Below are 24,381 nucleotides of genomic sequence, written 5' to 3'. Positions count from 1 at the left end.
GGCCTACGCGGCCGGGGCGTCGGACGAGCCCCGGCTGCTCGTCCCTTGGATCCATTCCCTACTGTGTTGATCGGCATTGTTCTCTACCCGCTACCGACCCGATCGGAGACTCCCCATGTCGATCAAGCCCAAGGAGACCGTCGTCCCCTTCGTCCTCGAGGCGGAGGGCACCGGCGTCGCGCAGACGCTGACCGTCCCCGGCTCGCACGTCTTCCACACCGACGCCTACCCGGCGTTCGGCGGCAAGGACGCCGCGCCCAGCCCGCTCTTCTACGCGCTCGGCGCGCTCACGTCCTGCAACCAGGTGACCGCCAGCATCGTCGCCAAGGACCTCGGCATCACCCTGGGCCGGCTGGAGTTCCGCGTGCAGGGCGACCTCGACACCGCCGTCTTCGTCGGCGGCGCCGAGGGCAACGCCAACTTCGATCGCGTCGAGGTGGTCGCCAAGATCGAGTCCGACGCGACCCCTGAGCAGTTCGCCGAGCTCGAGCGCGAGGTCGACCGCCGCTGCCCCGTCTCGCAGCTCTTCCGCCGCAGCGGCACCGAGTTCGTCACGAACTGGAGCCAGGTGCAGCTCGAGAGCGCCGACGCCTGAGCCGAGGCTCGCTCGCCAGCAGCGGCCCCCGTCGGACCTCGTCCGGCGGGGGCCGTCGCGTCCGCCGCTCGGTCGGATCACGGCGTCCGCCGACGGCCGGGGGACCATCAGGGCGATGACGCGATCGCGAGGGCCGGTGCGCCCGCTGCACCTCCGGGCGCGCCGGGCGATCCGGCGTCGGCTGCGACCGGGCGCCGCGGCGGGCGTCTTCTACCTGCCGCACCCCGACGACACGATGCTGGTGTCGTACCCGCGGTCGGGCAGCACCTGGATGCGCTGCCTGCTCGCGGCCGCCCTGGACCCGGGGCTGGACCTCCAGGGGGTGGTCCTCGGGGACGTCGTCCCCGACATCTACCAGTCGACCGAGGGCCACCTCCGCTCGCTGCCCCGCCCGCTGGTGGTGAAGTCGCACCAGCCGCCGCAGCCCGGCTACGGACGGGCCCTGCTGCTGGTCCGCCATCCTGCGGACGTCGTGGTCTCGTACCACCGCTACCTTCGACTCGCCGACTACCCCGTCACCGACGACCCGGCCGCCTTCGCACGGGAGGTGGTCGTCGGCCCGGCGCCGCTCCCCCGGTTCGACACCTGGCCGCGGCACACCCGCGCCTGGCTCGATCGCGGGGTTCCCGTGGTGCGGTACGAGGACCTCCTGGCCGACCCCGAGCGCGGGCTCGGCCAGGCGCTCGACGCCCTCGGCCTGACGGCGTCGGCAGCGGCGATCCGCGGGGCGGCCCAGCGGGTCACGCCCGCGACGCTCCGCGCGATCGAGTCCGCGCAGCCGCGTCACCTGCGCAGCCACGTCGGCGCCGGCGGTCGCGGCACCGGCCTGCGGACGCTGGACGACGCCACCCTCGCGCTGCTGCGGCGGGAGACCGCCGAGCTCACCGATCTTCTCGGCTACGAGGTCTGGTGAGCGCCGCCGCGGAAAGCCGCCCGGGAGGAGCGGGGACCTCCTAGGCTGCAGCCGCCCTTCCCGTTCCGACCCCCAGGACGTCCCGTGCGCCCACCCCTCCCCGGACGGACCCGCCGCGCCGCGCGCGATCTCGCCCTGCGCTCCGCCGCGTCCCGCGGGCTGTTCGTCGGACGGCGCCCGGCCGAGGGCGCCGTGCTCGACGCCCTGGGCCTGCTCGCGCCCCGGCCGGTCGGGCACGGGTTCGTCCGGCTCGGCGCGGCGCAGGACGGCGGCTACGTCGTGCCGGACGACCTCGACGGGATCACCGACCTGGTCTCCCCCGGCGTCTCGGACGAGATCGGGTTCGACCTCGCGGCGCTCGACCGGCTCGGCCCGGACGCCCGGGCGCATCTGTTCGACGCCTCCGTCGAGGGTCCCCCGGCCGACGACCCCCGGCTGCGCTTCACCCGCCTGCATCTCGACAGCCGCACCGACGAGGGCGTCACGACGCTGGCCGACGCCGTCGCCGGGATCGACGCCCCGGGCGACCTCATGCTGCAGATGGACGTCGAGGGCGCCGAGTACCGGATCCTGCAGGCCACGCCGTCCTCGGTGCTCGAGCGGTTCCGGGTCGTCCTGATCGAGCTGCACCACCTGCAGGACCTCTGCCTGCACTCGCGGCTCCACGACCTGAGGGCCGCGCTGCTGCTCCTGCACCGCACCCACGTGCCGTGCCACGTGCACCCGAACAACGCCGAGGCCGCCTTCCCCGTGGCGGACCAGTGGATCCCGCGGCTGCTGGAGACGACCTGGCTGCGCCGCGACCGCGTCCGGGACGGGGTGCCCCTGATGTCCGAGGCGCGCCGCTCGCTGGACCGCGACTGCGTGCCGACGCGTCCCGGCCTGGCCCTGCCGCCCGTCCTCGCCGACCGGGCGCCATGACCGGGACGGCCGCCGCGCCGCCCGCGGCCGGCGTCGCGATCGTGCTGGTGCTCGGCGACGGCCACCGCACGGGGTACCTCCGGATCCTGCTCGAGCACTGCCATCGCGCCGGGACGCCGGTGCGGCTCTACGCCACTGCCGCGGTCGCCGCCGGCGCCGACCTCGCGGCCCTCCGCGCCCGTCCCGACGCGCCGCCGGTGCCGGAGCCGATCGTCGCCGACGACCCGGTCTCCGCGGCGCTCGCCCACGAGCCGCCGGAGGTCCAGGTCGTGCTGCCGGAGGCGGACCACCTGCTGCGCCGAGGCGACCTGCTGCGGGTCGTCCGACGGCGCCGTCGGCCGGTGACGCTGCTGGTGATGCGCGGTCGGCGCGAGTCGCACCAGCCGTGGGGCGGCGTGCCGCGGTTCGTGGCCAAGCGGCTGCTGGTGCTCCTGCTCACGCTGGCGCCCGGTGCCCGCGTCCGGCGGCTGTCGTCGGGGCTGCAGCCGCCCCGACGCGGCTGGGTGCGCGACCCGGTGGCCCTCGCCGGCGGGGCCGACGAGGTCGCCGCGGTCCGTGCGGGGCTGGACCTGCGCGACGACGTCGTCTGGGTCGGCCTGCTCGGGGCGCTCCACCCGCGCAAGAACGTGCTGCTGGGCCTCGAGGCGCTCGCCCGCTGCCCCGACCACGTGGGCCTCCTCCTGGCCGGCCGGCTGCAGCCCGAGGACCACCGCGCCGCCGTGCTGCGCCGGGTCGACACCCTGCGCGAGGCCGGACGTCCAGTGCGGGTGGAGGACGGCTTCCTCGACGACGCCCGCTTCGACGCACTGATCCGCGCCGTCGACGCGATGCTGCTGCCCTACGCGAACCAGGGCCCCAGCGGGCTGGTCGGCAAGGCCGTGCTGGCCGGCACCCGCGTCGTCGCCTCGCCCTCGGCGACGCTGCGCGGGGACGCCCGGGGCCGGTCGACGATCACCGTCGCCGCCCTCGACGCCGACGCCCTCGCGGCGGCGATCACGGACGCCGCCGGGCGCACCCATCGGCCCGGGCCGGTGACCGCGGACCCCTCGGTCGCACCGCTCGCGACCGAGACGGAGTTCGCCACGGACCTGCTCGGCTGGTGAGCGATCGCGGTCGGGGTCCCCGAGCGGGGTTCCCGATCGGGCGCCCGGCTGCGAGCATGGCCCCATGATCGGCGGAGACTCGGGGTCCGTCCGGTCGCTCGCGCGGAGCGTGCGCGAGCACCGGCAGGCCGTGCACGACCAAGCGGGAGCGCTGCGCAGCGCGCAAGGCGTCGAGTGGCGCAGCAGCGCCGCCGCGCACTTCCAGGCGCAGCTGGAGCAGCGGGCCGGCGACCTCGCGGGCGTCGTCGGACGCTTCGAGCACCTCGAGGACGCCCTCGACCGGCTCGCCGACACCATCGACGAGCGCCAGCGCGCTCTGCTCGAGGCCTTCCAGCGCGCCGCGGCGGCCTTCGAGCGCACCCTGGACGACGTCACCGACGCTGCGGGCGACGCCGTCGAGGCCGTGGAGGACGCCGGGCGACGCACCTGGGAGTACGCCGACGACGCCGCCGGGTGGGCGCGCGACCACGTGCGGAGCCTCTTCTGATGGCCGCCGACGACCCCCGCGCGTCGCACGCGCGCCGCTGGCGCCCCGACGAGGACGACTGGGCGGCCTGGGTGCAGGCGTCCGGCGCGGAGCCCGCGGGCGCGGTCGTGCCGCTGCCCGGCACGGCGCCGTCCGACGCGGTCCCGACCGACCTCGCCGCCGACGCGATCCGCCTGGTCGCCGCCGGCGCCGTGCAGGTGCAGGTCGCGAGCAGCCGCACGGGCGGGCCGGCCCTGATCGCGCGGCTGGGCAGCGACGGACGCTCGGCCGGCGGGGCGGTGCGCCGGGTCGCGCCGCGCGCGTCCGGCGGGGACGATCCGCGCGAGGCGGCCCTCGACCTGCTGCCCGGCGTCGAGCTGTCGCTGACGTGGGCGGCCGCGCTCGCCGAGGAGGCGCTGCGGCTCCTGCCGCCGGCCCCCGGCTGGGGCGAGGAGGCCGACCCCGTGCAGGTGGCGCCGGAGATCGCCGACGCGGCCGTCACCCACGCCCGCCGCGGCGACGACGCCCGCCTGGCGGCGCTGTGCCGCCTGGCCGGCTGGGACGACCTCCCGCCCGTGCTCGGCAGCCTGCGCCGGCTGCAGGGCGAGGCGACGATCGTGGTCGCCGCGCCCGGCCGTCCCGCGCAGGCGCTGCGGCTGCTGCTCGGAACGCGCGGCTGGGTCGAGCTCGGCCTGGCCGCGCCCACCGACGTCGTGCACACCCCGGTCGACCACGGCGCGCTGCTGCGTCGCCTGGCCGCCGCGCTCGCGCCCGCCCTCGTCGACGCCGCCGGGGGGCCGCGATGAGCGGCGACATCTCGGTCGCGGGAGGCGCCGGCGGGGTCGAGGCCCGCTACGACGACATGCTGGCGGTGCAGGCGCGGCTCGACCTCACCGGCGACGTGCTGCGCGACGCCGGCGCGCGCGCCCGCTCGGTCAGCGTCGACGGCGCCGTGCTGGAGGCCGTCGTGCTCTGCCCGGGCGAGGTGGCGGCGGTCGAGGACGCCGCGGCCCGGGCCGGCTGGCTGCCGGGCAGCGCGACGTGGCTCGGCGTCGAGCTCGAGGTCGTGAGCGCGGTGCTCACCGACGCGGTCGAGCTCTACCGCGGGGCCGACGCGCTGCTGGCCGACCTCCAGGACGACCTGCTCGCCGTCGGCGGCATCGTGCTGGGCCCCACGCTCCTGGCCGGCGGGCTCGCGGCCGGCCTCGTCACCTTCGGCTCCCCCGCCGGTCCGGCGCTGCTCCTCACCGCCTACCTCGAGCGCGACCGGCTCCTCGACGGCGCCATGGACACCCTCTACGAGAGCCCCTGGCTGCTCGAGGGCCTCACCCGCGCCGCGCCGGGTCTGGTGCAGGGCACGGCGCTGGGCGTCCTCGGCCCCTGGGCGCTGCTGCTCAGCGGGGGGCACTGGCCGACCACCGACTACGGGGAGTCCGTCCGCGGCCTGCAGGCGCTGGCGGGGCTGACCGGCCAGCTGCAGGACGTCGGGGCCCCGGTCATCGGCTGGCCGCACAGCGTCCCCCCGGCCTCGCTGCCCGAGGGACGCTACGTCGACAGCCTGCTCGCCGCCGAGTGGAACACCTACGGCGACCCGCAGATCCGCGTGAACCAGGTCGTCACCGAGGAGCACGGACAGGCCTACGTCGTCACGATCCCCGGCACCGAGGACTGGGGCCTGACCCACCAGGGCAACTACTTCGACTTCACCAGCAACGTGCAGCTCATGGGCCGACGCGACGCGCAGGTGCAGGCGGCCGTCGAGGAGGCGATGCGCCGGGCCGGCATCAAGCCGGGCGATCCGGTGATGCTCGTGGGTCACTCCCAGGGCGGCATCATCGCCGCGTCGATCGCCGCCGACCGCGACTTCGACGTGCGCGCGGTCGTCACCGCCGGCTCGCCGATCGCCCGCATCCCGATCCCCGACGACGTCCAGGTGCTCTCCTTCGAGAACCGGCAGGACGCCGTGCCGAAGCTCGACGGCCGCGACAACCCCGCCAGCGCGAACTGGACCACCGTCACCGGCGACGTCGAGGGCACCGCGGCGATGCGCCGCGACCCGAGCGTCGGCGGCGCCCACGGGGAGGAGCCCTACCGGCAGACCGCCACGCGAGCGGATTCCGCGGGCGCGCTCGACGACTGGAAGCGGCGCACCGGGGAGTTCATCCCCGACTCCGGCACGGCCACCACCACCTTCGCGGTGCCCATCGGGACGGCGACCCCCGGTGGCTGAGCCGTCCCGCCTCCGTCGGCGGGGGCACCGGCTGGTGCGGCTGCTGCCGCTCGCGCTGCTCGCCCTGCCGTCCGGGTGCGGCTCCTCGACGCCCGACCCGGGCGCCGACTACCGTCCGGCCCTCACCGACGAGCAGATCCGCCAGCGCATCGCCGCGCTGCCGCACGTCGTCAGCGCCGAGGTGCGCCACCGGGACGGCTTCGGCGTCGGCAGCACCTACGCCGGGCTGGTCGAGGTCAGCGGCAGCCGCTACGTCGTGCCGACGCTCGACCGCGTGAACGCACTGCTGCGGCAGGGGCGGTACGCGGCGTACCTCACCGTCGAGGTCGCCGCCGGGCGCGACGCCATCGCGATCTCCAACCCCGACGTCGGGCTCGCCGACGGCGACGCCGTCGAGCAGCGGTACGGCCCCCAGCCCGGCGACGGGCGTCCGCCGGCCGGACCAGCCCTGCCCACGCCCGACGCCCTGCGCTGAGCCCGACCGTCGGCGCCCGTACCCTCGGCGGGTGTCGGCCCTCCCTGCCTCCAGCCGCGACACGCTGCTGCTGACCGCGCTGGTGCTGCTCACCACGGTCACCGCGATCGTCAGCAGCCTCGGCGCGCCGCTGGTGCCGGCGATCGCACGCACCTACGACGTGCCGCTGAGCAGCGCCCAGTGGGTGCTGACGACGGGCCTGCTCTCCGGCGCGGTGTCGACGCCGATCCTGGGCCGGCTCGGCAGCGGACGGCTGCGCAAGCCGGTGATCGTGGCGGGGCTGACGATCGTCACCCTCGGCAGCCTGCTGGCGGCGCTGCCGGTGCCGCTGCCCGCGCTGGTGCTAGGCCGGGCCTGCCAGGGCGTCGGCATGGGCCTGACGCCGCTGGCGATCGCGGTGGCGCGCGACGTCGTCCCGGCGGCGCGACTGCCGCGCGCGGTGGCGCTGCTGTCGGTCACGACGGTCACCGGGGCCGGGCTCGGCTACCCGCTCTCGGCGTGGGTGGCGCAGCTCGGCGGCGTCCACGCGGCCTACGCGCTCGGCGCGACGCTGGCCGCCGGCACGCTGGCCATGGCGGTGCTCGTCGTCCCGCACCTGCCCGGCGCCGACCCGCAGCCGGTGGACTGGACGGGCGCGCTGCTGCTCTCGGCCGGCATGGTCGCCCTGCTGCTCGGCGTCAGCCAGGGCGAGCACTGGGGCTGGGACGACGCGCGCGTGCTCGCGCTGCTGGGCGGCGGCGCCGTCGTGCTCGCCGCCTGGACGGCGTGGACGCTGCGGCGCGCGCAGCCGCTCGTCGACCTGCGACTGGCGACCCGCCCCGGCATGATGAGCCCGAACCTCGTGGCGGTGCTGGCCGGCGTCGGCATGTACACGCTGCTCACCACGGCCGTGGTGCTGGTGCAGGCCGACCCGGCGCGGCAGGGCTGGGGGCTGGGCGAGCCGGTGGTCGTCTCGGGCCTGCTGCTGGTGCCCTACGCCCTGGCGAGCGTCGTCGGCAGCCGCCTGGCGCAGCGGGTGCGCGAGCTCGCCGGCCCGCGCGCGCTGCTGCCGATCGGCTGCGCGGTGTTCGGCGTGGCCACCCTCGGGCTCGCCACGTTCCACGGCAGCCTCGCGCTGGCGCTGGTGTGGATGGGCCTCGGCGGTCTCGGCAGCGGCTTCACGTTCTCGTCGCTGGCCGTGCTGATGCTGCCGTTCGTGCCGGCCTCGGAGACCGGCAGCGCGATGGCCTTCAACCAGGTGCTGCGCTACCTCGGCTTCGCCACCGGCAGCGCCACGGCGATCGCGCTCATGGCCGCCTTCGGCGGCGGCGAGCACGGCTTCGTCGCCGCGCTGTGGACGACGTCGCTGGTGTGGCTGCTCGCCGGCGGGGCCGCCTTCGTGCTCGATCGGCGGGCGCTGGTGCGGGCCCCGGCCGGGTCCGCGTCCGGGAGGTGACGCGGGGCCGGGGCCCGGCTCAGCGGCGCACCGACACCGAGACGCCCCGACCCCGGGTGCTCAGGCGGAGCACGGCGCGGGTGAGGTCGTCGCTGGCGAAGGCCAGGCGCCCGGCGCGGGTGGACGCGAGCCGCAGCGTCGTGGCCCGTCCGGCCGCGAGGCGGTAGGACGCACGGGCCAGCACCGTGCCGCGGCGCACCAGGTGGCCGTCGAGCCGCTGCGTGCGGGCGGCTACGACCACCGCCGTGCCGCGGCAGGCGCGCACCCCCGGGCAGCGCACTCCGGCCGCGACGACGCGGGGCGAGGCCCCGACGACGATCCGCGGCGCGACGGGCACGGCCGGGGTCGGGCTCGCGTCGACCGTCACGTCGGCGGCGTCGGCGTCGTCGGCGGGGTTCGCCGTGACCGAGGAGGTCGTGGCCGAGGCGACGTTGCGGATGCTGCCGCTCGGGCCGCCGTCGCCGGTGCGGGCGGTGAGGCAGAGCAGGTGGACGGTGCCCTCGAGCGTCTGGTCGGTGGTGTTGACGACCTTGAACGCTCGGGTCTTGGGCCGAGGGTCGTTGCCGAGCGACACCAGGCCGCGCGGCAGGTCGTAGCCGGCCACGATGCCCTTGCCGCCGGCGCCGGACGCGTCGTCGGGGCAGCTGAGCTGCACCTCGGCGATCTCGCCGGGCTGGACCCGCGCGGTCGTGCGCAGCGCGCCGATCGTCAGCGGGTGCGTGTGGCCGGCGGCCTCCGCGGTGCGCCGCTCGAGGCAGTCGAGCGTGAAGGTGCCCTGCGCCCCGGCCGGAGCACCGGCGGGCACGCTGAACCGCCAGCCGCTGGCGCCCTCGGGACGCGAGGCCACCGGGACGACGCCGCCCTCGAGGCGGATGCCCGGGGCGATCGGGACGGCGGTGGCCGGGCAGGCGAGGTCGACCTCGGCGCCGCCCTCGAGGTCGACGGTGCGCGCGGGCACCGGGGTGACGACGAGCGCGTGCCGGTGGCCGGCCGCCTCGGCGGTCTCCTCCGCCACGCAGACCGCGAACGCCTTGGCCTGGGCGCGGCCGGTCGCGCCGTTCACGGCCGTGACCCGCCACGTGTCGGCGCCGACGGCCCGCGACTCGGTGACGGCCACCGACGCGAGCGTCCCCGTGCCCTGGTCGACGGCGTCGACGCGGCCGGAGCCGTCGGTGACGCGGTAGCCGCTCGGGCAGACGACGTCGAGGGTGCGGGTCTGGCCCGGCTCGAGGTCCAGCTGCGCCTCGGCCTTCTGCACGTCGATCTCGTGCGGCACCGCCGCGACGCCGACCGCGGGGCTACGCACCACGACGACGACCTGCACCTGCGCGGACGCCCCGGCGGCCAGCGTCCCGAGGGCGCAGGAGACGGTCGCGGGCGTGCCGGCGACGTCGCACGTCGCCCCGCCGTCGCGCACCTCGTCGAGGCTCACGCCGGACGGCAGCGGGTCGCGCAGCACGACGTCGCGCGCGGCGCCCGGCCCGGCGTTGCGCACGGCGAGCGTGTAGACGACCCGCTCGCCCGGTCGGGCGCTGGCCCGGTCGGCGCGCTTGGTGACGACGAGGTCGGCGGTGGTGGAGACGATCGGCGTGCGGGTGGAGTCGCTCGCGGTGACGTCGGCGCCGACCGGCGGACGCCCGGTGGCGGTCGCGGTGTTGTCGACGTGGCCGCGGGCCACGTCGGCGCCGGTGATCGTGTAGGTCGCGCCGTCGCAGGTGACCTGGGCGCCGGGGGCCAGGGGGCCGGCCGGGCAGCCCAGCGGGCCGAGCAGCGGGTCGCGCAGCGTCACCGGGTCGAGCGTCAGGTTGCCGGTGTTGGTGACGGTGAACGCGTAGGCGATGGTGTCACCGACGCCCTGGTCGCCGTCGCCGGAGGCGTCGTAGACCGGGCTCGCGGTCTTGTCGAGCACCAGGCGCGGGGTGCGGACGACCGGCGTCGTGACCGTGTCGTCGTCGCTGACCCGGGTGCCGCCGATGCCGGCGGCCGAGGCCGTGGCGGTGTTGACCACGCGTCCGGCGACGACGTCGTCGGCGGTGAGCACGTGGGTGGCGGGGCTGCAGTCGACGCTGGCGCCGGGCGCCAGGGTGCCGGACGGGCAGGCGATCGGGCCGACGGCGGGGTCGCTGACGGCGAGGTCGCTCACGGACACGGTGCCGGTGTTGGTCACCTTGAAGCCGTAGGCGATGGTGTCGCCGGCGCTGTCGAGGCCGTCGCCGTTCGCGTCGACGACCCCGGCGGAGCGCTTGTCGAGGCGCAGGGCGGCGCGCTGCGCGACCGGCACGGTGACGGTGTCGGAGTCCTTGACGCTCGTGCCGCTGGGCGGCGTGCCCTCGGCGGTGGCGGTGTTGACGACCGAGCCGGCGTCGAGGTCGGCCTGGGTCAGCGCGTACGCCGGGGCGGTGCAGGTGAGCGAGTCGCCGGCGGCGAGCGGGCCCGACGGGCAGGTGACGGAGGTCAGGCGCGGGTCGCTCACCGTCACCGGGCTCAGCGGCACGGTGCCGGTGTTGGTGACGACGAACGAGTAGGCGATGGTGTCGCCCGGGTCGACGCCGTTGCCGTCGGTGTCGACCACGCCGCCGGCGCGCTTGTCGAGCTGGATCGAGGCGTACTGCGGGATCGTGACGCGCTGGGTGTCGTCGTCGCTGACGCTCGCGCCCGTCGGCGGACGGCCGGTGGCGACGGCCCGGTTGACGACCGTGCCCGCGGCGACGTCGTCGCGGGTGAGCACGTAGGCCGCGGCGGTGCAGGTGCGCGAGGCGCCCGGGGCGAGGGCGCCGCTCGGGCAGGTGACGGTGCCGACCTTGGGGTCGCTGACGGTGACCGGGTTGAGCGAGACCGTGCTGGTGTTGGTGACCTTGAAGGAGTACGCGAGGGTGTCGCCGGCGTCCTCGCGGCCGGTGCGGTTGGCGTCGACCGTGCGGCCGACCGACTTGTCCAGCTGGATGCCGGCGCGGCCGGCGATCGGCGTGGTGACGGCGTCGGTGTCGCGGACGACCGGGCCGGCCTCCGTCGTGCCCTGCGCGGTGGCGGTGTTGAGCACCGACCCGGCGTCGACGTCGGCCTGGGTGAGGGCGTAGGTGACGGTGGAGCAGGTGCGCGAGGCGCCCGGGGCGAGCGGCCCGGTCGGGCAGGTGACCGGCCCGACCTTCGGGTCGGTGACGGTGACCGGGTCGAGCGCGACGGCGCCGGTGTTGGTGACCTTGAAGGAGTAGGCGATCGTGTCGCCGGCGTCGGGGCCGTTGCCGTCCAGGTCGGCGATCGAGCCGCCGGACTTGACCAGGTCGATGCCCGGCCGCTGCGGCAGGTTGGTGAAGGTGCACACGACGTCGGCCGCGGTGGCGGGCGTCGTGACGGTGCCGGTGCTGCCGGTGCCCGAGGCCAGGACGGTCGACGTGCCGGCGCGCACGCACTGCCACGTCGTGACGTAGGTGGCGGGGATCGTCGTGCCGGCGGCGCTCTGGGTGATGGTGTAGGTGGCGCCGCGGGTGGTGAGCACCGGGCCGCCCTGCTCGCCGGCGTCCGTCTGCAGACCGGTGTCGGTGCCGGCGGTGGTGCCGGTGTTGCCGGCCGCGCCGGCGGTGACCCCGTTGCCCGAGAGCGTCACGGTGAACTGGTCGCCCGCCGCGTAGCGGCCCTGGGGGAGGTCGACCCGGACGGTGGTGGACGACGGCGCGCTGCACGAGGCCATGTCGACCATCGGCGCGGACGTCGTCGTCTGGCTGACGATCGCGCCGGTCGACGGGGTGACCCGCAGGAGGTTGCCGCCGCCGGTGCCGATGACCAGCAGGCCCGTGACGTCGAAGGCGATCGAGTTGTAGGAGCCGTACCCGGAGGGCGTCGAGGCCAGCGCGACGACGGGGAGCGTGGCGGTGCTGGCGGTGCTCGGCAGCCGGCCGTCGACGCGGGCCAGGGTGCCGGCCGCCGACGCGTTGTTCTCGCTGGAGTTGGTGACCAGGTAGAGCGTGCCCTGCTCGTCGAAGGCCATGTCGCCGTTGCCCTGGAGCGCGCTGCCCGACAGGGTCGCGACCTGGCCGATCGCGCGTCCGGCGGCGATGTCGTAGGCGAAGACCGCCCAGGTGCCGCTGCTCGACGACGCGTAGTAGTAGAGGCCGTTGACGGGGTTGATCGCGCCGGCGACGACGCCCGCCGCGGTGGCGTTGTCGGGCGCGCTGAAGGCGCTGACCGCGCCGGTGGTGGCGTCGAACCGCAGCACCTTGTTGTCGCCGCGGGCGAAGGCGTACGCGTACCGCCCGCCGCCCGGCGGCAGCGCCAGCGCGTTGGTGGCGTCGACGCCGAACGTGCCGTTGCTCGCGGCGGAGCCGGTGACCGGGTCGACCTTGGAGATCTGGCCGCCTGAGCCGACGACGTACACGTCGGTGCAGGTGAAGGGGCTGGTGCCGGACGACGTGGCGGCGGCGGGCGCGAGCGTCCCGACGCCGGTGGCCACGGTGGCGACGGTGAGCAGGGCGACGCCGGCCGCGACGCGGGAGCGCAGGCGCGAGGCAGGGACGAGGGAGCGCAGCATGGGGAGACCTCTGGACGCGAGGGTCGGCGCGCGGTGCTGGGGATGCGGGGTCGCGCGACGGCAGGTGCCCCGGGGAGCGGGGCCGGACGGGGAGGGGTTGGGGGGGGGAGGGCAGGGGCCGAGAGACCCGGGTCGGACGGGGGAGCGTCCGGAATCTAGCAGGGTCCGGCGAGCCCCGTGACCGCTCGGAGCACATCCGTGCTGTGGGACCGGCCACGCCGGGTGGGGCTCGGGCCGGTGATGATGGGACGGTGCCGTCCCCCTCCGAGCCCTCGTCGCCCGCCCTGCCGGACGTCGTCCGGCGCCGGCGCGGGGTGCCCGAGACGCTGGTGCGTGGACGCCGGGTGCTGCTGGCGGCGGACGACGAGCTGGTCTCGCTGGAGGGCTCCGGCGCGCGGATCTGGGAGCTGACGCTCGCCCCGATCGCGGTCGCCGACATGGTCGTCGCCCTCGCCGAGGAGCACGGGCTCGACCCGGATCAGGTGCGCACGGACGTCGAGGGGTTCGTCGCCGACCTGCTGCGGCGTGGGGCCTTGGAGGCGTGCGGGGCGGCCGGGGCGGCCGGGGCGTCCGGGGCCTCAGCCGCCGGCTGAGGACGCCCGCCCCCGGTCGCCCACCCGGTGTCCCAGCCGGTGACGCAGCAGGCCGGCGAGGGTGCCGCTGCCGTCGTCGGCGACGCCGAGCGCCTTGAACGCCGCGAACCGCGCGACCTCCCGGGGGTGGCGGCTCTCGCGGAACCGGGCCTGGGCCTCGAGCCGCACCCCGCCCCGCCAGTCGGCGGCGCGCACCGCGTCGTCCTGCCAGCGCAGCGCGAGCGCGACGTCGGCGCCGGTGCGTGCGGGCGACGTCCGAGGACGGGCGCGCGGATCGTCCGGTCGCACCCCGAGGAGCGCGTCGACCAGCGCGATCGTCCGCTCGACGGCCGGGGTGCGCACCGCCGGCGCGGCACCGGCCCGCAGCAGCGCCGCGACGTCGAGCAGCGAGCGCAGCGACGCCCAGTGGTCCTTCGCGGCGTGGTGGCACAGGTGGGTCAGGGCGTCCTCGGGCGCGAGGGTGGGCAGGCTCGCGCCCGCGATCGGCACGTTCGCGCCGCGCGCCCTCAGCGCGGGCACGTCGGGCAGGCCGGTGCGCACGGGCCCGAGGTCCCAGTGCAGGTCGACGGTCTCGGCGCCGCGGCGCAGCTCGATCTCGTAGTACGACCAGCCGAGGTAGCGCCACGCGGCCCCCGGCCCCGGCCGCAGGAAGGTCGGGTCGGGCGTCCAGCCGGCGGCCTCGAGCGCGGCCACCGAGCGCGGGACGTCGGCGCGCGCCACGAGCACGTCGAGGTCGCCGGGGTCGCGGGACGCGGCGTCGCCGTAGGCCTGCACTGCCAAGCACGGCCCCTTGAGCGCCAGCGACGGCACGCCGGCGGCCTCGAGGACGTCGTGCACCTCGACGGCGCGACGCATCTGCACCAGCGAGGAGAGCCGGGCCGCGTCCGCGCGGGACGCCAGCTCGTCACGCAGTCGCACGGGGGCCTCGATCGCCGCCGCGTGCCGATCGAGGAACGGCGCGACGCGGTGGCGCGCCACGGCCCGCAACAGGGCGTCGACCTCGGCGTCGTCAGCCGTCGTGTCGAACGGCCGCCAGGTGCGGTCGGCCAGCAGCTGCCGCAGTCCGTGGCGCAGCCGGCCGACCGGCGTCGTCACGACGAGGCGGCGGCCTTCTGCGCGGGACGCTGGCCGCGACGCCGCAGCCGCCGGGGACGCAGGCGGGCCAGCGGTCCCTTGTCGCCGGCGGTGTAGTAGCCCTTGCGGTAGTAGTACAGCTCGGGCGCGCTGCGCTCGATGCGGTTGAGCACCACGCCGAGCACGCGGCCGCTGACCCGCTCGATGTTGCCGAGCGCGGCCCGCATCTCGTTCTCCGAGGTCTTGGCGTACGACACCGCCAGCAGCACGCCGTCGCAGAGCGGGGCCAGCACGGCGGCGTCGGTGACGGGCAGCAGCGGCGCGGCGTCGACCAGCACGATGCCGTCGTCGGCCAAGGTGCGCAGCAGCGAGCTCATCGCCTGCGAGCCGAGCAGCTCGCTCGGGTTGGGGGGGACGCTGCCGGCGGGCAGGATGCGCAGACCCGGCACGTCGGGCGACTCGCGCAGCGCCTCGTGCACCTCGACCGAGCCGATGAGCACGTCGGTGAGGCCCACGACGTCGTCGACGTGCAGGCGGCGGGCCACCGTGGAGCGGCGCAGGTCGGCGTCGACGAGGGTGACGGGGCGGCCGGCGCTCGCGATGGTCGCGGCGAGGTTGACGACGATCGTCGACTTGCCGTCGGACTCGCGCGGGCTGGTGATGACGATGACCCGCGGCGGCGAGTCGACGTCGGAGTAGGCGAGGTTGGTGCGCAGCTTGCGGAACGCCTCGCCGGCGCTGGACGGCTCGCCGGCGAAGGCGGTCTGGAGGGCGACGCCGGCCTCGCCGTGGTGGGCGTCGAGCTCCTTCGCGATCGGGATCTCGCCGAGGACGGTGTGGCCGTAGTCCTCCTCGATCTGGCTCGCGGTGCGCAGGCGTCGGTCGAGCTGGTGGCGGGCGATGGCGTAGACGACGCCGAGCAGCAGGCCGAGCAGCAGGCCGATGGCGGTGTCGCGGCGCGGCTGGGGCGAGATCGGCGCACCGGGCAGCGCCGCGGTCTCGACCGGACGCACCGACGCGGCCTGGGTGGCCACGCCGGTGGGGTCCTCGATGCTCTTGACCTCGGCGGCGAGCGCGACGACCCAGGCGTCGGCGAGCCGCTGGGCGGCGAGCGCGGTGCTGGCCCGCGTGGTGATCTTGATCTGGACGGTGCCCTCGGGCTGGCTGACCGAGACGCTGCCGATCAGCGCGCTGGGGCTGGTGTCGAGGTCGAGCGCGGTGATGACGCGCTGGGCGACGGCGCGGCTGGTGGCCACGGCGACGTAGGAGACTGCGCGGGACTTCGCCAGGCTGTCGCTGACCGAGGCCTCAGCCGGGTTGTCGGTCGGGCCGCCCGCCACCACGAAGCCCGTGGCGTCGGCGGCGTAGACCTTCGGCTGGGAGTGGGAGTAGTACGCGGCTCCTCCGGTGGCGAGCACCAGGATCAGGAGCGCCCCGATCCAGTGCCGTCGCAGCGCCCGCAGGTACTCTCTCGGTTCCAATGGTTTCCCCTCGCGATGCGCGTCGATCCGCGCGACTCAGCCGCCGATGACGGACGGGATCCGTCTGCAGGTGCTCGGCGCGCAGGTCGACGTCGTCCCAGCCGGGGAGGCGATCGACCCGCTCACCGACAGCATCAGGCATGGGTGGCGGCGGTGTCTGGTGAATGCTGGTGAGGCTCAGGGTACGGAACCGACGCGGCCCGACCGCATCGCGGTCCACCTCGACGACCCCGCCGATCTCGCCGACGCGCTCGAGGACCTCACCCACCGCGTCACGCGCGCCGCGATCGCCAGCGGCGTGGGCCGGCTCGTCATGCTGCACGCCGCGGCGCTGGCGCACCCGACGACCGGACGCACCGCGGTGCTCGTCGGCCCGTCGGGGCGCGGCAAGACCACCGCCACCCGCGAGCTGGCGCGCACGCTGGGCTACGTCTCGGACGAGACCGCCGCGATCGACGTCGACGGCGCCCTGCTCCCCTACCCGAAGCCGCTCTCGCTCCTCGGGCCGGACGGTCGGCGGCCCAAGGACACCGTCTGCCCGGACGACCTGGGCCTAGCGCCGACCCCGGCCGAGGCGCGGCTGGGCGCGCTGATCCTGCTCGACCGCGACCCCGACGGCCCGGCCGAGCCGGTGCTCGAGCCGGTGCCCCTGCTCGACGGCCTGCTCGGCCTCGCCGAGCAGAGCTCGTCCTTGGCGGCGCTGGACGCGGGGCTGCACCGGCTCGCCGATCTCGCGGCGTCGGTCGGCGGGGTGCGGCGACTGCGGTACCGCGAGGCGGCCACGCTGCTGCCCGTCGTCGAGGGGCTCCTCTCGTGAGCGGCCAGGGCGACCAGAGCGACCCCAGCGGCGCGAGCGCCGTGTGGCAGCGCGGCACCTGGGACGACCTGCTGGTCGACGACGCCGGGGAGTCCCTGGTGCTGGTCGGCGACCAGGTGGCGCGGCTCTCGGTGCTCGGCACGCTGCTGCTGGAGCTGCTCGCCTCGCCCCGAACGTCGACCGAGCTCGCGACGCTGGTGGTGGAGCGGCTCGGCGAGGCTCCCCCGGCCGAGGTCGAGGCCGCGCTCGACGCCGCGCTGGAGGCGCTGGCGGGGCTCGGCGTGGTGCGAGCCGCCGAGTCCTGAGAGCCGGAATCAGGTGACGACCGCTCTCGAGCACGCCTAGGCTCACGGCATGGCCCTCCCCGGCTCCGGCTCCGCCGGCCCCTCCGCGTCCCTGCCCACCGCCGCCGACGCCAGCAGCGCAGGCCCGTCCCGCCGCGCCGTCGTCGGCGCCGCCGCCTGGGCCGCGCCGGCGATCACGATCCTCGGTGCCGCACCCGCCTTCGCGGTCTCGGGCGCCAGCGTCACCGTGCCCACCGCGACGGGGCTGATCGGCGCGGGCACCGGGGCGATCTACCTGTCCTTCTCCCCGGCGCCGACCACCGCTCCCGCGCCGGCGGTCACCTTCTCCGACCGCGGCGCCACGGCCGGCACGCTGCGCGCGGTCGGGGTCTCCGGCGGTGCGGCGGTCTACCGGCTGCCGTTCAGCACGACGACGAGTCCCGTGCCGCCGGCCATCACCGTCACGGTGTCGGTGCCGGGCTACGGCATCGCGACGACGTCGGTGACCATGAGCGTGGGCGGCACCCACGACGCCCGCCTCGGCCTGCAGCTCGACGGACCCGTCAACGCCCTGGCGCGGCAGGCCGACGGACGGCTCGTCGTCGGCGGCGCCTTCGCCTCGGCGTCCGGCCAGACCCGTCGCGGCGTGCTGCGCCTGACCCGCGACGGCGTCCTCGACCTGCCCGACCCGGCGATCGTCGGCGAGGTGCTCGCGGTCGCGGTGCAGGCCGACGGCAGGATCCTGGTCGCCGGCAGCATCACCTCCGTCGCCGGTCAGCCGCGGCAGTGGCTGGCCCGTCTGACCGTCGACGGGAGCCTCGACACCTCCTTCGTCCCCGCGTCCCTTCCCGGCCTCGCCCGGGCCGTGGTGGCCGCGCCGGACGGCACCGTCTACGTCGGCGGCGAGATCGCCGGCGACCCGGTCCAGGGCTACGTCGCGCGGCTGACGAGCAGCGGGGCGGCCAGCCCGGCGTTCACCCGGCCGGCGCTCGACGGCGCGGTGCACGCCCTCGCCCTGGTCCCGCGGCCGGGCGCGGAGCCGGCCGTGATGGTCGGCGGCGACTTCGCCGAGGCCGATGGGACCTCGGTCTCCCGCCTCTTCCGCCTCCTGCCCGACGGGTCGCGCGACCCCGGGTTCGGCGACGCCGGGGTCACCGGGCCGGTCCACGCCGTCGCGGTGCTCCGGGGCGGCGGGGTGGTCGCCGTCGGGGACTTCACGATCGTCAGCAGCTACAACATGTCCGGGATCGCCCGGTACGACTCGTCGGGCATGTTGGACGACAGGCTCGACAGCGCCGGACTGGGGCAGGTGGGTCGCACCGCGGTCGGCCGGGCCGTCCTGGTGCAGCCGGACGGCGGCGTGGTGGTGGCCGGCGACTTCAACGGGGTCCTCGACTCGCAGATGGAGACCCGTCCCCGCTCGTTCGTCGCGCGCATCCGGCTCGACGACGGGCTCGAGGTCGACGCCACCTTCGTCGACGCCGGCCTCGACGCCGAGGCCCGTGCCCTGGCGCTGGACGAGGACGGCCTGATCACCGTCGGCGGCGCGTTCACCCAGGTCGGCGTCAGCCCGCGTCCGATCCGCGCGGCCCAGCGGATCGTGCGGCTCTTCGGCTGACCCGCCGCTCCCCGACGCCGAGGGGATCGCCGGCCCCTACAGGGCGCCGGCGACCAGCTCCACCTGCGTCACGTCGGAGTCGGTGGGGATGAGCTGCACCTCGTCGGCGCCGAGGTCGGCGAGCGTCGCGAGCAGCGACCGCAGCTGGGGCAGGGTGCCGGCGAAGCCGGCGGTGGGGGCGAGGGCGTCGACGAGCGACGCCGGCAGCCAGCTCATGTAGTGCCGCAGGTGGCGGTGGATCTGGGCGCGGGACGCCTCGGCGCCGCCGGCGGTCTCGTCCAGCGCGAACCAGAACGACGTCGTGAGCCGCGGCGCGGGACGTCCGGCGTCGGCCCAGGCGGTGCGGGCGAGACCGAAGACGCGCTCGATGCCGGCGGGGTCGGCGTCGAGGCTGACCCCCGCCAGCCCGTCGGCCCAGTGGGCGGCATGGGCGAGGGTGCGCGGACCCAGGGTGCCGACCAGGATCTCGGGTCCGCCGTCCTGCACCGGCGGCGGGCCGACCGCGCGCGACGCGCCCTCGGGGGGCTCGCCGGCCCACACCGCGCGCATCGCCGCGACGGCTCCGGCCATGGCCGCGATCGTCTGGTCGGAGGGGTCGGCGCCGGCGGCGCGGTAGTCCTCCTCGCGTCCGCCCACCCCTACGCCCACGGAGAGGCGTCCGCCGCAGAGCCGATCGGCGGTCGCGAGCGCCTTCGCCAGGGGCACGGGCCGGTGCAGCGCCGGCACGACGACGGTGGTGGCCAGCCGCACCCGGGACGTCCAGGCGGCGGCCGCGCCCAGCAGCGTCAGGGTCTCGGGGTTGTCGAAGGCGACCCGCTCGCCGAAGCACAGGCTCGCGAACGGCCCGGCGTCGACCGCGCGCGCCCAGCGCTCGAGGGTGTCGGGAGCCGCCCACAGGTCGGGCTCCATGACGGGGAGGGTCATGCCCACGTGCATGGGCGCACCCTAGGGGCGCCGGGCGGCGTCGGCCAGGCCCGCGGCACGTGAGACGGCATGTAACGCGGAGTCCCGTGAACCTCCCACCAGTCAGGAGTGGTGGTCAGTTCACGGGACTCCGCGTTACAAGGGGCCTGGCCCGTCGGGACCCGCGAGGAGGAGCCGGCTCAGGAGCCGATCGTCCAGCGGCCGAACAGCGTGCCCTCGTCCTCGAGCAGGAGCGCGAGCGAGAGCGGGGCGTCGACGGGCGCGCCCTCGGTGATGCGGGGGTAGGTGCCGGCGACGATGCGCGGCACCGAGGTGGCGGTCAGCTCGTCGGCCGCGCCCTGGTGGACGAGGTCGCGCAGCAGGTGCGGGCCGCCCTCGCAGAGCTGGTGGCCCCAGCCGCGGTCGGCGAGGGTCTGCTTGAGCTGGGGGAGGTCGACGCGGTGGCTGCCGAGGGTCAGCACGTGCTCCTCGCCGAGGATCTCGCGGGCCTCGTCGATGCCGTCGGACTTCGAGCAGGTGGCCAGGTACACCGAGCCGGCGGGCGCACCGCGGAGCGTCTCGGGCACCTGCGCCTTGCGGCTGACCAGCACGATCGGACGCTGCGCCGGACGGTAGCCCTCGGCCTTCGCGGTGCCGGCTCCCACGACGATGACGTCGGCGAGGTCGCGCAGGGCGTCGAAGACCCGCTTGTCGGCGGCGTTGTTGATCGAGCCCGAGCGGCCGTTGGCGCCGGTGGCGCTGCCGTCCACGGTGCTGACCATGTTGACGCGCAGGAAGGGCGTCGTGGGCGCGGCGTAGAGCGCGCGCAGGTCGTCGTCGGAGAGCTCGCCGGTCTGATCGGCGCCGGTCAGGACTCGCATTGCCACCTCATCACCCAGTACTGGACGCCGAAGGGGTCGTCGGCGTAGTCCACCCGCGCCGGGTGTGCGTCGGTGAGCAGCTCGGCGAGGCGGGCGAACCCGTCGGGGTGGCCGACCATCAGCTCCCGGGCGAGTGCGCCGTCCCACTGTCTCAGGTGCTCGACGTCGGCCGCGCGCAGGGCCTCCCCCAGTGCCTCGTCGAAGCCGACGGCACGCTCGTCGAGGTGGCCGGGAGCCTTCTCGGTGCGCTTGGCCGAGCCGTTGGCGACGACGACGACCGCCGGCCCGACGCCCTGCTCGAGCCGGTCGCCCGCGGCGTCGCGCAGCGCGGCGACGACGCGCTCGCCCTGCGGCTCGGCGACGACGACGGCGTCCGGTCCGGCCCAGGCGACGGCGGCGACCGCGGCGTCCCGCAGCTCGGCGACGGGGTCGGTCTGGCCGGCGTACTCGGGCAGCAGCGCGAGCACGCCCGGCACGAGGACGACCCGGCGGGCGGGGACGGGCTGCTCGGACGTGCTCACTGCAGGCCTCGGATCGCTCGGCGGGGCAGACGCACCCCGGTGATGACGTCGACCATGTCGACGGTCTGACGGGTCTCGACGACCTGGTGCACCCGGTAGATCCGGGCGCCGGCGGCGGCGCAGAGCGCGGTGGCGGCCAGCGTGCCGATCAGGCGCTCGCCGACGGGCAGGTCGAGGGACTCGCCGACGAAGTCCTTGTTCGACAGCGACACCAGCACGGGGCGTCCGTGCCCGGCCTCGACCATCTCGCCGATCCGGCGGGTGATCTCGAGGGAGTGAAAGGTGTTCTTGCCGAAGTCGTGCGCGGGGTCGATGACCACGCTCTCCTCGGCCACCCCCGCGGCGACGGCGCGGTCGGCGTAGGCCATCGAGTCGGCGATCGCGGACGCCACGACGTCGTCGTACTCCAGCCGGTAGGGCCGGGTGCGGGGCGTGACCCCGCCGGTGTGGGTGCAGATGATGGCGGCGTCGTGCTGGGCGGCGACGTCGACGAGCTCGGGGTCGGCGCCGCCCCAGGCGTCGTTGAGGACGTCGGCGCCGGCGCGGCACACCGCGTCGCCCACCTCGGCGCGCCAGGTGTCGACGCTGATCACCAGCTGCGGGAACGCCTCGCGCACCCGGGCGACGAAGTCGACGACGCGCGACTTCTCCTCCGCCGCGTCGATCTCGACGCCCGGCGCGGCCTTGATGCCGCCGATGTCGACGATCTCGGCGCCCTGCTCGACGACGGTCGTCACCCGCTCGAACGCCTTGTCCTCCGCCCAGGTCGCGCCCTGGTCGTAGAAGGAGTCCGGCGTCCGGTTGACGATCGCCATCATCAGCTTGTGGTCGTCGGCGAACTCGTGCCGCCGCAGTCTGAGGGTCACTCCACGCTCCTCGCGGGTGGTCGCTCGCCGACGCGCACGACGCGCTCGGCGGGCTCGATGCGCCCCTCGCGGGGCCGGTACTGCCGCAGGACGACGCTCTGCTCGAGGTCATCGTCCGGGGCTGCGGACGTGGCGGGCGTGGCGGGCGTCGGGGTGCGCCGCCGGTGCACGGCGGCGAGCAGCTGGGTGGCCATGGCGCCGAGATCGAGCAGCGGCTGGTGGGAGTGGGCGCGAACGCCTAGCCCGACCTGCGCGATCGCGTCGACGCCGAGCAGGCGGGCGGTGTCGACGAGCGAGGCGATCTCCACGGCGTACCCGGTGGGCACGTGGAGCTGCTCGAAGAGGGAGCGGCGGATCGCCCACTCCCCCGCCAGGGGCTGCACCAGCCCAGCGAGCTCCGGGTGCTCGAGGGCGATGACGGGACGGGCGACGAGCTCGGTGACGCGGCCGCCGTCCAGCGGACCGTCCTGGCCGGGGCGCTCGTAGTAGCCCTTGACCAGCGCGACCTCGGGGCGGGTGAGCAGCGGGCCGAGGAGGCCGGGCACGAAGTGGGTGTCCCAGTCGGTGAGGTCGGCGTCCATGAAGACGATCAGCTCGCCCCGGGTGACGAAGAGCGACTTCCACATCGCCTCGCCCTTGCCGGGCACCGATCCGAGGTCGGGCCGGATCTCGCGGGCGGCGTGCACGGTGGCCCCGGCGTCGGCGGCGATCGCCGCGGTGGCGTCGGTGGAGTCGGAGTCGATGACCACGATCTCGTCGACCAGGCCAGCGGTGTCGAGCAGCGCCTCGCGCACCCGCGTGACGACGTCGCCCACCGTCGCGGCCTCGTTGCGGGCCGGCACGACCAGCGAGACGCAGGTGTCGCCCTTGACCGCCTGGAGCCGCTCGATCGGGAACTCGTCGAACTGGTGGGTGTTGCGCTGGAACCACGCGGCAGCGGGGGACGTGGTCACGTCGGCGAGGGTAGCCAAGCGGTCCCGCCCGTCCCGGGCCGACCGGGTGAGGCCCCGGGGGTCGAGCCTGTCGAGACCCCTCCGGTGGTCGAGCCTGTCGAGACCCCTCCGGTGGTCGAGCCTGTCGAGACCCCTCCGGTGGTCGAGCCTGTCGAGACCCCTGCACCCAAGCAGGGCCGCACGTCGACCCGTCAGGCGAGGCGTGGGTCGGAACGAGATCGCGACAGCTCCGGCAGATCCTCGAGGCGCCCCTCCATCAGCGCCAACCGCTTGGCCCGGCTCCAGCCCTGGATCTGCTTCTCGTAGCGGAACGCCACCTCGATCGAGTCGAACTCGGCGGACCACGCGAGCGTCACTGGTCGACGTCGCCTGATGCGCGTGTAGGCGGCGCCGTCGCCACGCTGGTGCTCCGCGAGTCGTCGAGGCAGGTCGACGGTGGAGCCGACGTAGAAGGAGTCGTCGGCGCAGCGGAGGATGTAGACCCAGGGCACGCTCCCAGCGTTCCCGCAGCCGGCGTCACCTGGCGTCCGGCTTCAGGACCTGTGGATCGGTGCGGGGATCTCGACAAGCTCGATCACCGTGTCGCCGCTCGATCACCGTGTCGCGGTGGTTGAGCCTGCCGAAACCACCGCCCCGCGGGCCGCCTCACGGGTGCGGGGATCTCGACAAGCTCGATCACCGTGTCGCCGCTCGATCACCGTGTCGCCGCTCGATCACCGTGTCACCGCGCGATCGGCGGCGCTCACACCTCCGCCAGGTCGGCCCACTCGACGACCCGGAACCGCGAGCCGTCGCGTTCGATGCGGACGGCGCCGTGGCCGGGCAGGTGGGCCGGGACGAGGAGCGCCTGCTCGTCGGCGGCCTGCTCGAGCACCCGGCGGCGGGTGCGGGCGGCGGCCACCGGGTCCTCGCAGAAGCAGGAGCTCCAGTCGGGGTGGGCGAGCTGCAGGGGCGTGTGCAGCAGGTCGCCGACGAGCACCGCGGTCTCGCCGGCGGAGCGGATCCACAGCACCGACGAGCCGGGCGTGTGGCCGGGCGTCAGCTCGAGCGCGAGCTGGTCGTCGAGGTGGACGCTGCCCTCCCACGCGTCGACCAGCCCGGCGTCCAGCACCGGCTGGACGCTGTCGGCCCACAGCTGCAGCGAGCCCTCGCGCCGCACCCGCTCGGCGTCGCTGCGCACCGGCGGACGCAGCCCGGCGCGCGCGGGGTCGAACCAGGCGACGTCGGGCGCCGCGATCAGGTAGCGGGCCTGCGGGAAGGTCGGGACGAAGGCGTCGCCGTCGAGCCGGGTGTTCCAGCCGACGTGGTCGTGGTGCACGTGGGTGTCGATCACGACGTCGACGTCCTCGGGCGCCGCGCCGGCCGCGGCCAGGGCGGCGAGGTGGTCGGTGGCGAGGTGGTCGAGCGCCGGGGCCTGCGGACGCGTCCGGTCGTTGCCCTCGCCGGGGTCGACGACGATCGTCGCGCCCCGGCTGCGCACGACCCACGCCTGCAGCGCCATCGGCACGAGCCCGGCGTCGCCCCAGTCGTCCGGCGTGGAGTCGGGGAGGAGGTCGGGGCCGGCGAGCAGCCCGCCGGTCCACTCGACGACGCGGGTCACCGTCACGTCGCCGATCTGCAGGGAGTCCGAGAGGATCATGACCGGCTCAACGAGCGGGGGCGGCCGGGCTGTTCCGGGGCAATGCGCCGATCCGGGAGAGCGAGCGGCCCGGGAGCCCTACGCTCAG

23 protein-coding genes are annotated in these 24,381 nt (G+C 75.9%); 13 read left to right on the top strand and 10 right to left on the bottom strand.

Translation table 11 applies throughout. From position 1 onward, the window contains the following. Positions 1 to 115 precede the first annotated feature (115 nt). From K8Z61_RS10765 to K8Z61_RS10725, 9 genes are all read left to right on the top strand, one after another. A complete protein-coding gene (locus K8Z61_RS10765; RefSeq protein WP_224129335.1) occupies positions 116 to 595 on the top strand; it encodes an OsmC family protein in 480 nt (159 codons plus the stop codon). A 115-nt stretch (positions 596 to 710) separates the two neighbouring features. Next, entirely contained in the window at positions 711 to 1,508 is a 798-nt protein-coding gene (locus K8Z61_RS10760; protein WP_224129333.1) for a sulfotransferase domain-containing protein, read from the top strand. A gap of 84 nt (positions 1,509 to 1,592) precedes the next feature. After that, positions 1,593 to 2,429, top strand: coding sequence for an FkbM family methyltransferase (locus tag K8Z61_RS10755; RefSeq protein ID WP_224129332.1), 837 nt, complete (start codon positions 1,593 to 1,595; stop codon positions 2,427 to 2,429). After that, complete coding sequence (locus K8Z61_RS10750; protein WP_224129330.1) at positions 2,426 to 3,532, top strand: glycosyltransferase; 1,107 nt, start codon at positions 2,426 to 2,428, stop codon at positions 3,530 to 3,532. The genes K8Z61_RS10755 and K8Z61_RS10750 overlap by 4 nt, the downstream gene beginning before the upstream one ends. Positions 3,533 to 3,596: 64 nt before the next feature. Beyond that, the gene (locus K8Z61_RS10745) at positions 3,597 to 4,019 is read left to right on the top strand and encodes a hypothetical protein (RefSeq protein WP_224129328.1); all 423 of its coding nucleotides are present in this window, start codon (positions 3,597 to 3,599) and stop codon (positions 4,017 to 4,019) included. Continuing rightward, the gene (locus K8Z61_RS10740; protein ID WP_224129326.1) at positions 4,019 to 4,804 is read left to right on the top strand and encodes a hypothetical protein; all 786 of its coding nucleotides are present in this window, start codon (positions 4,019 to 4,021) and stop codon (positions 4,802 to 4,804) included. The genes K8Z61_RS10745 and K8Z61_RS10740 overlap by 1 nt, the downstream gene beginning before the upstream one ends. Then, positions 4,801 to 6,228: a GPI inositol-deacylase gene (locus K8Z61_RS10735; protein WP_224129324.1), complete on the top strand. Its 1,428-nt coding sequence runs from the start codon at positions 4,801 to 4,803 to the stop codon at positions 6,226 to 6,228. Before K8Z61_RS10740 ends, K8Z61_RS10735 begins: the two co-directional genes overlap by 4 nt. Continuing rightward, a complete protein-coding gene (locus K8Z61_RS10730) occupies positions 6,221 to 6,703 on the top strand; it encodes a hypothetical protein (RefSeq protein WP_224129322.1) in 483 nt (160 codons plus the stop codon). Before K8Z61_RS10735 ends, K8Z61_RS10730 begins: the two co-directional genes overlap by 8 nt. A gap of 31 nt (positions 6,704 to 6,734) precedes the next feature. Then, positions 6,735 to 8,138, top strand: coding sequence for an MFS transporter (locus K8Z61_RS10725; RefSeq protein WP_224129320.1), 1,404 nt, complete (start codon positions 6,735 to 6,737; stop codon positions 8,136 to 8,138). A gap of 19 nt (positions 8,139 to 8,157) precedes the next feature. Here K8Z61_RS10725 and K8Z61_RS10720 read toward each other — a convergent pair whose 3' ends face one another. Further along, complete coding sequence (locus K8Z61_RS10720) at positions 8,158 to 12,663, bottom strand: DUF11 domain-containing protein (RefSeq protein ID WP_224129318.1); 4,506 nt, start codon at positions 12,661 to 12,663, stop codon at positions 8,158 to 8,160. Between the two features lie 251 nt (positions 12,664 to 12,914). On the opposite strand from K8Z61_RS10720, the gene K8Z61_RS10715 reads away from it, so the two are divergent. Next, the gene (locus K8Z61_RS10715; protein ID WP_224129317.1) at positions 12,915 to 13,256 is read left to right on the top strand and encodes a PqqD family protein; all 342 of its coding nucleotides are present in this window, start codon (positions 12,915 to 12,917) and stop codon (positions 13,254 to 13,256) included. Here K8Z61_RS10715 and K8Z61_RS10710 read toward each other — a convergent pair. Next, positions 13,242 to 14,351, bottom strand: coding sequence for a nucleotidyltransferase family protein (locus K8Z61_RS10710; RefSeq protein ID WP_224129315.1), 1,110 nt, complete (start codon positions 14,349 to 14,351; stop codon positions 13,242 to 13,244). The two genes, K8Z61_RS10715 and K8Z61_RS10710, sit on opposite strands and share 15 nt — an antisense overlap. Next, positions 14,348 to 15,811 (bottom strand): polysaccharide biosynthesis tyrosine autokinase, encoded by a 1,464-nt coding sequence (locus K8Z61_RS10705; protein WP_224129313.1) that lies wholly within the window; start codon positions 15,809 to 15,811, stop codon positions 14,348 to 14,350. The genes K8Z61_RS10710 and K8Z61_RS10705 overlap by 4 nt, the downstream gene beginning before the upstream one ends. A gap of 46 nt (positions 15,812 to 15,857) precedes the next feature. Between K8Z61_RS10705 and K8Z61_RS10700 the strand changes: the two genes are divergently transcribed. From K8Z61_RS10700 to K8Z61_RS10690, 3 genes are read left to right on the top strand one after another with little or no spacing between them, the layout of a single operon-like run. Next, positions 15,858 to 16,628 (top strand): hypothetical protein, encoded by a 771-nt coding sequence (locus K8Z61_RS10700; protein ID WP_224129310.1) that lies wholly within the window; start codon positions 15,858 to 15,860, stop codon positions 16,626 to 16,628. Then, positions 16,625 to 16,933 carry a hypothetical protein gene (locus K8Z61_RS10695; RefSeq protein ID WP_224129308.1) on the top strand — a complete coding sequence of 103 codons (309 nt, stop codon included), beginning with the start codon at positions 16,625 to 16,627 and terminating at the stop codon, positions 16,931 to 16,933. The genes K8Z61_RS10700 and K8Z61_RS10695 overlap by 4 nt, the downstream gene beginning before the upstream one ends. Before the next feature lie 49 nt (positions 16,934 to 16,982). Beyond that, a complete protein-coding gene (locus K8Z61_RS10690) occupies positions 16,983 to 18,530 on the top strand; it encodes a delta-60 repeat domain-containing protein (protein WP_224129307.1) in 1,548 nt (515 codons plus the stop codon). Positions 18,531 to 18,566: 36 nt separating this feature from the next. Here the strand turns inward: K8Z61_RS10690 and K8Z61_RS10685 are convergent, their stop codons facing one another. From K8Z61_RS10685 to K8Z61_RS10655, 7 genes are all read right to left on the bottom strand, one after another. Beyond that, the gene (locus K8Z61_RS10685; protein ID WP_224129306.1) at positions 18,567 to 19,466 is read right to left on the bottom strand and encodes an LLM class flavin-dependent oxidoreductase; all 900 of its coding nucleotides are present in this window, start codon (positions 19,464 to 19,466) and stop codon (positions 18,567 to 18,569) included. 167 nt (positions 19,467 to 19,633) lie between these two features. Continuing rightward, positions 19,634 to 20,314: a dihydrofolate reductase family protein gene (locus tag K8Z61_RS10680; protein ID WP_224129305.1), complete on the bottom strand. Its 681-nt coding sequence runs from the start codon at positions 20,312 to 20,314 to the stop codon at positions 19,634 to 19,636. Next, a complete protein-coding gene (locus tag K8Z61_RS10675) occupies positions 20,302 to 20,835 on the bottom strand; it encodes a hypothetical protein (RefSeq protein ID WP_224129303.1) in 534 nt (177 codons plus the stop codon). Before K8Z61_RS10675 ends, K8Z61_RS10680 begins: the two co-directional genes overlap by 13 nt. Continuing rightward, positions 20,832 to 21,701: a dihydropteroate synthase gene (gene folP, locus K8Z61_RS10670; RefSeq protein WP_224129301.1), complete on the bottom strand. Its 870-nt coding sequence runs from the start codon at positions 21,699 to 21,701 to the stop codon at positions 20,832 to 20,834. The genes K8Z61_RS10675 and folP overlap by 4 nt, the downstream gene beginning before the upstream one ends. Further along, entirely contained in the window at positions 21,698 to 22,654 is a 957-nt protein-coding gene (locus K8Z61_RS10665) for a glucosyl-3-phosphoglycerate synthase (protein ID WP_224129299.1), read from the bottom strand. Before K8Z61_RS10665 ends, folP begins: the two co-directional genes overlap by 4 nt. A gap of 191 nt (positions 22,655 to 22,845) precedes the next feature. Then, entirely contained in the window at positions 22,846 to 23,145 is a 300-nt protein-coding gene (locus tag K8Z61_RS10660; RefSeq protein ID WP_224129298.1) for a GIY-YIG nuclease family protein, read from the bottom strand. Positions 23,146 to 23,396: 251 nt separating this feature from the next. Then, on the bottom strand, positions 23,397 to 24,293 hold the full coding sequence (locus K8Z61_RS10655; RefSeq protein ID WP_224129296.1) for an MBL fold metallo-hydrolase: 897 nt from the start codon (positions 24,291 to 24,293) through the stop codon (positions 23,397 to 23,399). Between the last annotated feature and the right edge of the window lie 88 nt (positions 24,294 to 24,381).

Origin of the sequence: Nocardioides sp. TRM66260-LWL, from assembly GCF_020075545.1 — a bacterium.
In the GTDB taxonomy this organism is placed as follows: domain Bacteria; phylum Actinomycetota; class Actinomycetes; order Propionibacteriales; family Nocardioidaceae; genus Nocardioides.
This window is presented reverse-complemented; position numbering and strand designations above follow the sequence as displayed.